Source organism: Halobacillus kuroshimensis DSM 18393, from assembly GCF_000425705.1.
GTDB classification, from domain to species: Bacteria; Bacillota; Bacilli; order Bacillales; family Halobacillaceae; genus Halobacillus; species Halobacillus kuroshimensis.
In genome coordinates this window covers 102,456-114,187 of sequence record NZ_AUDY01000012.1, presented here as the reverse complement: position 1 = coordinate 114,187, position 11,732 = coordinate 102,456, and the positions used below count along the sequence as shown (strand labels likewise).

Below are 11,732 nucleotides of genomic sequence, written 5' to 3'. Positions count from 1 at the left end.
CCCTTTCGGTTACTGGGTCGTATAGCCGCCGTCGATGACAGCCGCCTGACCGGTAATGCCTTTCGCTTTGTCACTGGCTAAAAACAGCGCGTAGTCGGCGATTTCCTGGACTTTTAGAAGACGCTTCTGCGGCACGAGCGGATAGATGACTTCCTCAAGTGCCTTATCGAGCGAGACGCCACGGTTGTTGGCGAGATCCTCAAGCTGGTTGCGGACGAGCGGTGTATCGACATAGCCCGGGCAGATAGCGTTGACGGTAATGCCGTCCTCCGCGCCTTCCAGAGCGGTCACTTTTGTGAGACCGATGACGCCGTGCTTGGCGCTGTTGTAGGCGGACTTGCCGGCGAATCCGATCAGGCCGTTGATGGAGGCCATATTGAGGATGCGGCCGAAGCCCTGCTTTTTCATAATCGGGAATACGTGCTTCGTCGCCATGAACGGGGCCACGAGCATGATTTTCGTAATCAGCTCGAACTTCTCTGTCGGAAACTCCTCGATGGACGAAACGTGCTGGAGGCCGGCGTTGTTAACGAGCACGTCGAGACGGCCGTACTTGTCCACGGTTGCATCAATGGCGTCCTGGATATCCTTTTCCTTCGTCACGTCACAGACGAGACCAGTGACGTCATACCCTTCTGAAGACAGCTGCTTTTCGGCTTCCTTCACTTTTTCCTCGTTTATATCGCTCAAGGCGACCTTGGCGCCGTTCTTGGCGAATTCGGTGCCGATTTCATAGCCGATGCCGCTGGCCGCGCCTGTAATGAAGACGACTTTATTTTCTACCATCCGGTGTTCCTCCTCACGTGTTGGACTGGATTGTCATCAGTTCGTCGCTGACAATCAGATCCGCTTCTGTTGATGCCTTGATTTCGTCTACTGTCCAGCCTTCAGCGATTTCGATCAGCTTCAGGCTTTCCTCTGTTACGTCCATAACGGCACGCTCGGTAATGATGCGGTCGACGACGCCTTTTCCTGTGAGCGGCAGACGGCATGCCTTCAGGATTTTCGGATCGCCGTGCTTGTTCACGTGGTCCATGATGATGACGACTTTTTTGGAGCCGTGGACGATATCCATCGCCCCGCCCATGCCTTTGATCATTTTTCCGGGAATCATCCAGTTGGCGAGATCACCGTTCTCTGCGACTTCCATGCCGCCTAAAATCGCAAGGTCGAGGTGCTCACCGCGGATCATCGCGAACGATTCAGCACTGTCACAGTAGGCGGCGCCGATGGAGGCGGTGACAGTTTCCTTTCCGGCGTTGATCAAGTCCGGGTCGACTTCCTCTTCATACGGAGAGCGTCCGATGCCGAGCAGTCCGTTTTCCGACTGCAGGACGACTTCCTTATCATTATCGATGTAGTTGGCGACCATCGTCGGCATTCCAATTCCAAGGTTCACATAGTAACCGCTTTCAATTTCCTTTTCAGCACGTCGGGCAATCAGTTCCCTGACTGCCGCTTTATCCATTTCTACGGCCATAATAGCCCCTCCTTTTGTTATGCGTGAGTGCGTACGGTCCGGCGTTCGATGCGTTTTTCCTGCTGTCCTTCAATGAGTCCCTGTACGTAGATGCCTGGTGTGTGGATTTGATCGGCATCAAGTTCGCCCGGCTCGACCAGCTCTTCGACTTCAGCGATCGTGACAGCCCCGGCAGCGGCCATCATCGGGTTGAAGTTGCGCGCCGTTTTGTTATAAATGAGGTTACCGTGCTTGTCTCCCTTCAGGGCACGGACGAGGCTGACATCAGCGGTAAGTCCGGTCTCCAGCAGGTAGTCCCTGCCGTCGAAAGTGCGCACTTCTTTTCCTTCAGCGATTGGTGTTCCGACGCCTGCGGGTGTGTAGAAGGCCGGGATGCCGGCGCCTCCTGCACGGATGCGTTCTGCGAGTGTTCCCTGCGGCGTGAGCTCGACTTCCAGTTCGCCTGCGAGCACCTGGCGTTCGAATTCCTTGTTTTCGCCGACGTAGGAGCCGATCATCTTATCAATCTGTTTGTTTTCCAAAAGCAGGCCGAGACCCCAGTCGTCGACGCCGCAGTTGTTGCTGATGACGGTGAGATGCTTCACGTTCGATTCGACGAGTGCCAAAATGAGATTTTCCGGGATTCCGACGAGTCCGAATCCTCCGACCATAATCGTTGAGTGATCGTTTATGTCCTTAACCGCTTCCTGAAATGATGTGTGAATGTGTTTCATATTGGTTTCCACCCCTTCCACCCTTCTACATGCAAGTTTCATGCCAACTTTTCAACCGCGGTACTAAAGGTTTCTGGGTTTTTGGTTTCCGGATTTATGGAAAAACTGATGCAACATTCATGAAAACCCTTACAAAAAGGCATAAAAAAACCCATTCCGGATTTCCGGAACGGATTCCTGAAATCTGGAATGGGTTACAGGTCGTACTTTTTCACTTTGTCATACAGGCTTGATTTGCCGATGCCGAGGCGGTCGGCGGCTGTACATTTGTCACCGTCCGCTTCTTCGATTGCCCGGAGGATCGCCGCTTTTTCCGCTTCCTCAACGACATCCTTGAGCGTCTGTCCGGCACGCTGGCCGTTTCCTGATGATGATAGGTAATCCGGCAGGTCGCCGTAACGGATTTCCCCGTCGTCGGTCATATGAATGGCGGATTCGATGACGTTTTCCAGTTCACGAACATTCCCCGGCCAGTCGTGTTTGTTAAAGAGAGCCTCCACGTCCGGGGCGAGCGTCTCGACCCGTTTGCCGGTCCGGTCACTGAGCTTTTTCAACAGAAACTTCGTGAGCACCTTGATGTCGCCCCGGCGTCTGCGGAGCGGCGGAATATCGATCTGGACGACATTGATGCGGTAAAAGAGATCCTCCCGGAATTTGTCCTCCTTGATGAGCGCTTCGAGCGGCCGGTTGGTGGCGGCGATGATGCGGACGTCGATGGCCTGCGGCTTCTCTGCGCCGACCGCTTCGATTTCGCCTTCCTGCAGGGCGCGTAGGATTTTCACCTGGGCGTGGAGCGGCATGTCGCCGATTTCATCAAGAAACAGCGTGCCGCCGTGGGCGAGTTGGAATTTGCCCGGCTTGCCGCCTTTTTTAGCACCGGTAAACGCTCCTTCCTGATAGCCGAACAGCTCCGCTTCGATCAAATGTTCCGGGATAGCCGCGCAGTTCACCTTGATGAACGGCTGCTGGCTCCGTTCACTCAAGTGGTGGATGCTGTGGGCGAACAATTCCTTTCCTGTCCCGCTTTCGCCGCGGACGAGCACCGACACGTCGCTGTAGGCGGTTTTGCGGATCTTTTCCTTAACCTGCAGTACTTCCGGTGAGGTGGTGATGATGTCATGCAGCGAATACTTCGCGCCGTTCACGTGCTGCATTTGGCTGCGGTATGTCTCGAGCTCAAGCAGGAGATCCTTGATGTGGGTGTTCATGATTTTCCATTCATCGGTATCACGGAACAGCACCATGCCGAGGGCCCCAATCACTTCCCCATCCTCCTGGAGCGGAATGCGGTGGGCGATCATATAGTCGCCGCGGATCTTCTGGAGATCGGCCATCTCCTCCTCCCCGGTGTCGACGACGATGTGCATCCGCGTATTCTCGATCACTTCGGTGACGTGGCGGCCGGTGATTTCTTTTTGGTCGACTTCTAAAAACCGGCCGTAGCTTTCGTTCATATAGGAAATCCGGCCGTCCCGGTCGACGACGACGATACAGTGCTTCACATTGCCAAACAGCGTCTCCAGCACATGATTGCGCTCCTCAAGCATCGATGGCATCCTGGGTCACTCCTTTGATATGATAACGTTTTCAATAGTCGCTACTTTGAGTCTATCAAAAGAGAGGTGGAGTTGCTAGATACCCCACCTCCTTTTTTTACCATGATAGGATGGGAAAGGGAGGTGTTCGATATGGACGGGTTGTGGAGCTGGATGGCCTTATCTTTGGCTGGCGGTGCCTTTTATACAGCGGAACAGGCGAAAAAAGAGAATAAGAGGTTGAAGGAGCGGAAAAGCAACGAAAAACCTCCCTCATGAACGAGGGAGGTTCCTGCATTATGGATGCAAAGGAAGATCAATCTCCAGATCATCGCCTAAAGGGTTTCCTGTTTGATCAGTCGGAGCTTTGACATAGAGGGTCAGTTCCTCAATATCCTTCACGTTCGTTTCATCAAAGAAGAACGTGAACAACCTTGAAACACCCTCTTCACGGAAAATACGTTCCACGAGGCCATCACTCATCTTCTCATCCGGATCAACCATTTCACCCGTACCTGTCTCCACACGGAAATGATCCCATGTGAAAATAATATCCTTATTGGACACGGCAAGGTCCATTCCCAGATTCAAGTACTCTACGTCTTCTCTGCCAATCAAGTCGATGAACAAGTCATCGGTATAGGTGCCTGTAACAAGGCTTGCCGCTGCGAAATCCAAGGTAACAGGTCCTGTTTCATATGTACCTATATCTTCGGCGGTGGAGACCATTTCAAAATTCCCCCGGTCGGTTTCCACAATTTCAGGTTCCTTTTCATCATTAGAAGAAGATTCTTCCTCCACTTTTTCTTCCGGCTCATCAGCCTTCTCTGTTGTACCTTCTGAACTGCACGCTGAAATGAACAAAATAGTAAAAAGAACCAGCACAGCCTTCCATTTTGTTAACAAACGATCACGCTCCTCTTTGATGTATCACCTAAACATTACCATGAAGGAGATCCATAAATAAAGGAAGTGTTCTAAGCAGCCTCCTTTCCACTCACGTTTTGTAAAAATCACAGCTTTTCCTAAAACAAACATGGGATATGTAAAAGCAAACACCTTTATCATGCAATAATATAGATAAAAATACCCAAAAAGGAGTGTGAGGCCCTCTAAATAGAAGGAAAACCAGGAGACTGCGTGCATCCAACATTTCAGCCCGGGCCAGTCAGAGAGAACCGGGATAAATTAGAAGGGTTACGAGGTGGTTGTCTTGGTTTATATCGTATGGGCAGAAGCCCTGATCATTGTCGTATTCGCCGTGATGATAATGAAAGGTTTGTTCAAAAGAAAACCCGCGGCCACTCCATCAGCAGACGACGCCCCGAAAAGAAGCGGTCCCCCATCGAATCATCCTTACGTCCAAAGAAGCCTGCGGGTCGATGTCCCCCGTGTCGAAAGTAAAATCATCATCATTGATATCGACACCAAACGGTTCAAGGCCTTGAACCAGAAATACTTTATCGGCTACATCGAAAACATCAACCTTACCGGATTGAAATTTTCATCGGAGTACAACATCCCTATCCAGGAGAACATCACCATTTCGCTGCACTTTTCCTTGAATGACGAAGATTTTGACCTGCATGCCCGGATGGCCCGGAAGCATGAAGAATTATCAAGCTCCGCTGTCGTCTACGGGGTGGAGTTCATCGAGGTCAGCGAAAAGAACCGGGAGCGCCTGGCGCGCGTCCTTTACCAGCTGCAGATCGTGACAAATAATAAGGCGCTCTGAACAGAACAAGCCCCCGGATACCCGGGGGCTCGTACCTACTCCTCTTCGCTCAGCTCATAGTTTTCCAACATATAGATCCGCTCCATCATCGTCGGATGCCCGTAGCGCAGGTACTTCACGAGCGCAGGTGGATCGACGTCACTCAAGCCGTTGACGGTGAGCTCCTGGAAGGACCCGACAGCCGCTTCCGTATCCTGTGTCATCTCGATCGCATAACGGTCGGCATCCGCTTCTGCATCGCGTGATACCGCAAGCTCAACAGGACTTGCGATAAAGGAAAGCAGCGTCAGGATCAAATAAAACATCGGAAGACTGGCAATGTCGGACACCTTCGTGAACCCGAGTTTTTCTCCGTAGCGCCGGACGCTCCACCGCAGCAGATGATAGGTCGCCAGCAGTCCTAGGAAGGTGGCGAAGATCGCACCGGCGAGATTCCAGTACAGGTGATTCATGACGTAGTGGCCGATTTCATGGGCCATGATGAAAAGCACTTCATTTTCCTGAAGCCGGTTGAGCGTCGTATCCCATAAAACGATGCGGAGATTGGAGCCGATGCCGTTCACATAGGCGTTCATGCTGTTCGTTTTCTCCGACATGTTCACTTCATAAACACGGTCAGCGGGAATATCCGCTTCATCGGCGAGCGTGAGAATTTTTTCCTCGAGCTGTTTGTCCTGCAGTTCACCGAAATCATTATAAAGCGGGTCGATGACGACCGGCTGCAGGTACATCATGAAAATGAGAAACGGAATCATGAGCAGCCAGGCGATCAGCCACCAGCGCTTTTCGAATTTTTTCATTAAGAAATATAACACAGTAATGAGAACGGCCATGATGAGCCAGCCGATCCAGAAGCTGAGCAGCTCATCGCGCATCCAGCTTGAAAAGCTCTGGGTGGAAATGCCGTACTCCACCGACAAGCGCCGCTTTACGTAATCGATCGGGAATAACAGGATCGATGTCAGCGTCGATAACAGCAGCACAAACAACGGAATCTGGATGATGCGGAAGCGTGACACCTTCTCCCCGAACTGCTTGAAGACGATCGACGCGCCGAAAATCATCACACCGAGGTAGACGATCCACTCCAACGGCTCGCCGAGAAAGGAGAGGAAGTTCTGATAGGTCGAGTATTCCTGACTAAGTTCAAGCTCCCTCGCGGTCATAAATGTCGCAGGGTCGGCGGCGGTCCCTTCGTATTCCGGAGGCACGCCGGGGTTTGACCACTGGAAAAAATACAGGCCCAGCACCAGACTATAGAGGCCGTAGAGAATGAACGTCCATGTGATAAATTTTTTCTTCACTGCCTGCCCTCCCTGACATACGCATTCGTCATAGTGTACGAGCCCGCCTGTCCGCTTAGAACGTTTCCTTCAGGATCAGATGCATCAGATGATCCGGAATTTCCAGCAGCGACTTTTTAAGAAACGCCGGCTTCACCTCATGCAGGGAAAGATCATCGAGAGCAATCCACTGATAGATCAGGTGATCGCCTTCTTTTCCGTGAAAAGGTCCGGCTCTGAACTTGGGCTCCTTCGTTTCCAGCGCATAGTAAAAAGCCACCTCATGAAGCGCTTCCCCGCGGTGAGGGAAAAAGCTTTCGGCAATCCAGACCGTACGCTCGACCTCGACTTCCCAGCCGAGTTCCTCCCTCATCTCACGGATGATCGTATTCATCGAATCCTCGCCGAGCTCAATGCCACCACCCGGCAGGGACCAGTGGGCATCTTTCTTTTGTTTATGTAACAGCACATGCCCCTGCTGAATTAGTATGCCGGCGGCGCGGTGATTGAAAAACCGGCCGTCGCTGCGGAATCGTACATCCATCCGTCTGCCCCCTTTTACGTTAACAAATCCCATTCCTATTACATACGCCGGACGGGGGCGGGAGTCCTTTATTTTTTATGGGGGCGGATGTGTTTTATGGAAAAATGATGACAATCCTATACAAACGGACAACGACCCACTTTCTTCCCGTATACTGATAGAAAAGACAGAAAGCAGGGATCTGCTGTGACAACTTCTCTTTCTCTCTCCAACATTCATCTGAAACGAATCTTCTTTTTCATGATGCTTATTCTTATCCCCAACCTGCTTGTGATGCGTCTGGAGCTGGCCGGACCGATTGATGACCGGATTGGCACGGCGACAGCGATTGATCTCGGTATCATTCTCCCGCTCCTGCTTTATTTCTTCGGATTCAAAACACGCGCCTCGTGGATCGTTCTGCCTGTTCTTCTTTTTATCGGTGTCCTGCTTGCCAACCTGATTATCCCGAGTCACGCCGACGGATACCTCTCTTATTTCAACCATTCTGTCATCGTCCTGGAAGCAGCCGTCATCAGCTTTGAATTGCTGCTTCTCCTTATAGCCGTCAGGAAAGTTCCTCTTTTTATAAGAAACTACAAAGCTCAAAAAAAGGAACGGTATCATTTTCTGGCGAGCTTTTCTGCAGCTGTCGACCACTCCTTTTCTTTCAAAAGAGTTATTCATGTGCAGAAGGTTTTCCACGTGTTGGCTGTGGACCTTTCCGCTTTTTACTACAGCTTGTTCAGCTGGCGGAAGCAGCGTCCGGATGGGTATACGTTCCATCAGGACGGGGCGTACACCGGCGTGTTTTTTATGCTTGTCCATGCGATGCTCATTGAAATCATCGCTGTCCATCTGATGGTCGCTCAGTTCAGTCATACAGCCGCCTGGATTGTCACAGCTTTGGATGTGTATGCCCTTTTGTTTATCATTGCTGATTACCAGGCCATACGTCTGTCGCCAATCGTTCTCGATCGTCACGGGATTCATTTTCAAAAAGGGATCCGGGCCTTTGGATCTGTTCCATGGGAGAAGGTCGAGGGATTATACAACAATGATCAGCCGGCAGAAGCGGACAGCATTGAACTCGCTTTTTACGGATTGGAAAAAGAAACACCACCGTATGTGATCCGGCTGAAAGATCCAGTTACCATCCGCCGGCCATTCGGAATGAAAAAGAACGTGACCTCCATTTATCTCAAAGTGGATGATGCGGCGGCTTTTCAGGAAGCTTTTCATAAAAAGGGAAGATAAAATCCCCGGAAGCAGGCCGCTTCCGGGGATCTTCTCTTTACCAGATCTGTTCCACATATTCCGGGTGGTCGATGAACGGGTTGCGGTTGCCTTGATAGTCACTGAAAATGATTTCGTTACGGTTACGCTCAAAGCTGTCGACCGGATCGCTCTCGTGCCACTGTTTCAATGTGGAAAGCTTCCCTAAGTATGGACCGCTCGTTCCGGTGTAATCCGCAATTTCAAGGTCCAGTTCGCCCTGGTCGCCTTCATAGCGGACGGCCATATAGAAAATCATCCGGGCTACATCCCCTTTGACCTCATCACGGGGCTCCCAGGAGTCACTGTCCGAATACGTATCCGGGGCGTCGGCATAAGCGGAGCCGCCATTATCAAAATCAAGGTTGCTGCGGGCAGAGTTCACCGATACATCGGTCGGACGCAGGTGATGAATGTCGGTGCCGGCTCCCATGCTCGTGCCGAAATCGCCGTGGGACTTCGCCCAGACGTGCTCGCGGTTCCACTCATCGACATACCCACCGTTCTCATACTTGGAAATCGAGTTCCCTGTATACAGTAGCAGGACATTGCCTGTGTTGTTCGGATCTTCATCGGTATGACGAAGCGCATCCCATACGTCCGAATATGTAAGCTCCGTGTGATCGTCGATGACGTTGTGAAGCTCCTGCTTCAACGCATCTCCTGTCAATCCATCCGCACTGCTGTAGTAGTCACCGGACGTCGAGCCGTCTCCGTCCCCGCTTCCGGTGTCGCCACCGCCGCAGTCGCCGGACGTTTTGGTGATCGAGCTTACGTATTCGACGCCTTCATGGCCGAAGTAGGCATCACGGGTGCCGTCCACGACGATTTTTTCCCCCATCAATCCGGGGTTGTTCTGGAGTCCCCACTCATAGCGGTATTCAGAATCCAATTTGACCAGGATCATGTCGTTCATATCCGTTTCGCCGGCATCATCCGCAAGCGCGAGGGCATAATTCGAGGAAAAATTGCTCTGCTCCACGGTCGACTGGGATACCGGTACGCCCACGATGTACCCCTCAACAATCACATCGGTCCCGTTCGACGTCTGCATCGCTTCCTGGACAGACAGGTTTCCAGCAGCGCTTACAGCTGGTCCCCCGGTGAAAAAGACAAGACTAAAGACGATCAAAAATAATTTCTTCATCATGTACACTCCCTTGTTTGTCATATGGCCTTACACCGCTTCTTTCCATACCCACCTCTGATTTCCTGCCTGAAACTGTGAAGTTAGCACGATTCTCACAGAGTGTTAACATGCGCTTCATAATGAGGACCTCCGGCGCATGACGTCCGAATCAGATTTCTTTCCTTCTGTCATAGGAGCGCCACGGATACATATGTATAAAGGGTAAGCCATTGATTCCAAGGAGGAGATGTTCACATGAGTGAAAAGCGAAGCTCTAAGGAAAAAGACGGCTTCTTCAAGCAGGTGGCCAAAGAGGCCAACAACATCGTCCATCAGACGGTCGATTCGTCCGGGAAGGTCATCAAATCGATTACCGGTGAAGGCGGATTGATTGGCAAAACCGTCGACTCATCAGGGAACATCATTAAAAAAGCGTCCGAAAAAAGCACCGAAGCCATCGACAAAACGGTGGATACGTCCTCTGAAGCCTTCAAGAAAGTAAAAAATAAAACATTTCCCCGCAAGGATAAGGAATAACCCCTGCCCGCCGGCTTTCCGGCGGGTTATTTTTATTTTGTGAAATAGTGAGCAAAAGGGTTGTATTCTCCTCCGATCCGTCTTATAATACAATCATAGTTAACATGTGAAACACTTCACATGAACGTTTGAGGAGGATCTATTCCATGAAAATTGCAGTAATTGGAAGTACCCACGCAGGAACCGCTGCGGTGACGAATATAGCGAACATGTATCCTGAAGCTCAGATTACCGTCTATGAACGAAACGATAACGTCTCCTTTCTATCCTGCGGACTCGCTCTCTATGTCGGCGGAGTCGTCGAAGACCCACAGGGACTCTTTTATTCTTCTCCGGAGGAGCTGCAGAAGCTCGGCGTTACCATCCGGATGCAGCACGACGTGAAAGACATTGATGCTGAAACGAAAACGATCTATGCCGAGAATCTTGTGACCGGTGAACACCTCACCGATTCGTATGATAAATTAGTGATCACGACCGGTTCATGGCCGGTGACACCGCCGATTGAAGGCATCGATCTTGAGAACATCCTGCTTGCGAAAAACTACAACCAGGCGAATACCATCATTGAACGGGCGGAACACGCCGAAAAAGTGACCGTCGTCGGAGCTGGTTATATCGGTGTCGAGCTTGTCGAAGCCTTTGAGAAAGCTGGCAAAGAGGTGACATTGATTGATGGTGCCGACAGGATTTTGAACAAATATCTGGATGAGGCATTCACGTCCATCGTCGAAGAGGACTTCGAAAACCGCGGGATTACGTTAGCGATGAATGAAACTGTCCAGCGGTTTGAAGGGAGCGGCGGCCAAGTCGGACGTGTGATCACGAACGGCGGAAGCTATGAGACCGATCTTGTCATCATGTGTGTCGGGTTCCGTCCGAATACCGATCTTGTCAGAGGAATCGTCGACACGCTCGATAACGGTGCGATCATCGTCAATGAATATATGCAGACGAGCCATCCTGATATTTTTGCAGCGGGAGACTGCTGTGCCGTGACGTACAACCCGACTGGAAAACACGCCTATATTCCGCTCGCAACGAACGCGGTTCGTATGGGAACACTCGCCGCCCGTAACATCATGGAGCCGGTCATGCCCCACGGAGGAACCCAGGGCACATCCGGGCTGCACATTTACGACTACAACATGGCATCCACGGGGCTGACAGAAACATCTGCTCAACTTTTAGATGTTCATGTGAAAAGTTTCACAATAGAAGAGACGCACCGTCCGGCGTTCATGCCGACGGCCGAGAATGTGAAGCTGAAAGTGACGATCGATCCGGAAACAAGGAAGATTCTCGGCGCCCAGGTTCTGTCCAAAGCCGATGTGACGCAGTCCATCAATACGATGAGCGTCTGCATCCAGGCCGGCATGACGATTGACCAGCTCGCCTACGTCGATTTCTTCTTCCAGCCGCACTTCAACCAGCCGTGGAACTTCTTAAACAAGGCGGGACTTGAAGCTCAGCAGGATTACAACCGAACACCAGCCCTTGTCTAATAAACGAAAACCCCCGT

13 protein-coding genes are annotated in these 11,732 nt (G+C 51.4%); 5 read left to right on the top strand and 8 right to left on the bottom strand.

The window, feature by feature from the left end; translation table 11 throughout:
* Window positions 1–9 precede the first annotated feature (9 nt).
* The 4 genes from H615_RS0115115 to H615_RS0115100 all read right to left on the bottom strand — a co-directional run bounded on the left by H615_RS0115115 (window position 10) and on the right by H615_RS0115100 (window position 3,749).
* Entirely contained in the window at window positions 10–786 is a 777-nt protein-coding gene (locus tag H615_RS0115115; protein ID WP_027955935.1) for a 3-hydroxybutyrate dehydrogenase, read from the bottom strand.
* 13 nt (window positions 787–799) lie between these two features.
* Window positions 800–1,480, bottom strand: coding sequence for a 3-oxoacid CoA-transferase subunit B (locus tag H615_RS0115110; RefSeq protein ID WP_027955934.1), 681 nt, complete (start codon window positions 1,478–1,480; stop codon window positions 800–802).
* Between the two features lie 17 nt (window positions 1,481–1,497).
* A complete protein-coding gene (locus H615_RS0115105) occupies window positions 1,498–2,193 on the bottom strand; it encodes a CoA transferase subunit A (RefSeq protein ID WP_027955933.1) in 696 nt (231 codons plus the stop codon).
* Between the two features lie 194 nt (window positions 2,194–2,387).
* Complete coding sequence (locus H615_RS0115100) at window positions 2,388–3,749, bottom strand: sigma-54 interaction domain-containing protein (RefSeq protein ID WP_244877764.1); 1,362 nt, start codon at window positions 3,747–3,749, stop codon at window positions 2,388–2,390.
* 132 nt (window positions 3,750–3,881) lie between these two features.
* Here H615_RS0115100 and H615_RS22835 point away from each other — a divergent pair, with 132 nt between their 5' ends.
* Window positions 3,882–4,007: a hypothetical protein gene (locus tag H615_RS22835; RefSeq protein WP_280513308.1), complete on the top strand. Its 126-nt coding sequence runs from the start codon at window positions 3,882–3,884 to the stop codon at window positions 4,005–4,007.
* Window positions 4,008–4,025: 18 nt separating this feature from the next.
* Here the strand turns inward: H615_RS22835 and H615_RS0115090 are convergent, their stop codons facing one another.
* Window positions 4,026–4,634 carry a hypothetical protein gene (locus H615_RS0115090; protein ID WP_027955931.1) on the bottom strand — a complete coding sequence of 203 codons (609 nt, stop codon included), beginning with the start codon at window positions 4,632–4,634 and terminating at the stop codon, window positions 4,026–4,028.
* 307 nt (window positions 4,635–4,941) lie between these two features.
* Between H615_RS0115090 and H615_RS0115085 the strand changes: the two genes are divergently transcribed.
* Window positions 4,942–5,463: a PilZ domain-containing protein gene (locus tag H615_RS0115085; protein ID WP_035532388.1), complete on the top strand. Its 522-nt coding sequence runs from the start codon at window positions 4,942–4,944 to the stop codon at window positions 5,461–5,463.
* A gap of 35 nt (window positions 5,464–5,498) precedes the next feature.
* On the opposite strand, the gene H615_RS0115080 is transcribed toward H615_RS0115085, so the two are convergent.
* Both H615_RS0115080 and H615_RS0115075 read right to left on the bottom strand, forming a co-directional pair.
* A complete protein-coding gene (locus H615_RS0115080) occupies window positions 5,499–6,767 on the bottom strand; it encodes a M48 family metallopeptidase (RefSeq protein WP_027955929.1) in 1,269 nt (422 codons plus the stop codon).
* A gap of 55 nt (window positions 6,768–6,822) precedes the next feature.
* Window positions 6,823–7,290, bottom strand: a complete 468-nt coding sequence (locus H615_RS0115075; protein WP_027955928.1) for an NUDIX hydrolase — start codon at window positions 7,288–7,290, stop codon at window positions 6,823–6,825.
* 186 nt (window positions 7,291–7,476) lie between these two features.
* On the opposite strand from H615_RS0115075, the gene H615_RS0115070 reads away from it, so the two are divergent.
* The gene (locus H615_RS0115070) at window positions 7,477–8,526 is read left to right on the top strand and encodes a hypothetical protein (RefSeq protein WP_027955927.1); all 1,050 of its coding nucleotides are present in this window, start codon (window positions 7,477–7,479) and stop codon (window positions 8,524–8,526) included.
* Window positions 8,527–8,563: 37 nt separating this feature from the next.
* Here H615_RS0115070 and H615_RS0115065 read toward each other — a convergent pair whose 3' ends face one another.
* Window positions 8,564–9,691, bottom strand: coding sequence for an endonuclease (locus H615_RS0115065; protein WP_027955926.1), 1,128 nt, complete (start codon window positions 9,689–9,691; stop codon window positions 8,564–8,566).
* A gap of 237 nt (window positions 9,692–9,928) precedes the next feature.
* On the opposite strand from H615_RS0115065, the gene H615_RS0115060 reads away from it, so the two are divergent.
* Entirely contained in the window at window positions 9,929–10,210 is a 282-nt protein-coding gene (locus H615_RS0115060) for a hypothetical protein (RefSeq protein WP_027955925.1), read from the top strand.
* A gap of 146 nt (window positions 10,211–10,356) precedes the next feature.
* Window positions 10,357–11,715, top strand: coding sequence for an FAD-dependent oxidoreductase (locus H615_RS0115055; RefSeq protein ID WP_027955924.1), 1,359 nt, complete (start codon window positions 10,357–10,359; stop codon window positions 11,713–11,715).
* Window positions 11,716–11,732 lie beyond the last annotated feature (17 nt).

Excerpts from the sequence above, each read along its gene's own strand:
- H615_RS0115060 (WP_027955925.1), top strand. The coding sequence starts at position 9,929 with ATGAGTGAAAAGCGAAGCTCTAAGGAAAAAGACGGCTTCTTCAAGCAG.
- H615_RS0115105 (WP_027955933.1), bottom strand. The coding sequence starts at position 2,193 with ATGAAACACATTCACACATCATTTCAGGAAGCGGTTAAGGACATAAAC.
- H615_RS0115110 (WP_027955934.1), bottom strand. The coding sequence starts at position 1,480 with ATGGCCGTAGAAATGGATAAAGCGGCAGTCAGGGAACTGATTGCCCGA.
- H615_RS0115100 (WP_244877764.1), bottom strand. The coding sequence starts at position 3,749 with ATGCCATCGATGCTTGAGGAGCGCAATCATGTGCTGGAGACGCTGTTT.
- H615_RS0115065 (WP_027955926.1), bottom strand. The coding sequence starts at position 9,691 with ATGAAGAAATTATTTTTGATCGTCTTTAGTCTTGTCTTTTTCACCGGG.
- H615_RS22835 (WP_280513308.1), top strand. The coding sequence starts at position 3,882 with ATGGACGGGTTGTGGAGCTGGATGGCCTTATCTTTGGCTGGCGGTGCC.
- H615_RS0115075 (WP_027955928.1), bottom strand. The coding sequence starts at position 7,290 with ATGGATGTACGATTCCGCAGCGACGGCCGGTTTTTCAATCACCGCGCC.
- H615_RS0115055 (WP_027955924.1), top strand. The coding sequence starts at position 10,357 with ATGAAAATTGCAGTAATTGGAAGTACCCACGCAGGAACCGCTGCGGTG.
- H615_RS0115115 (WP_027955935.1), bottom strand. The coding sequence starts at position 786 with ATGGTAGAAAATAAAGTCGTCTTCATTACAGGCGCGGCCAGCGGCATC.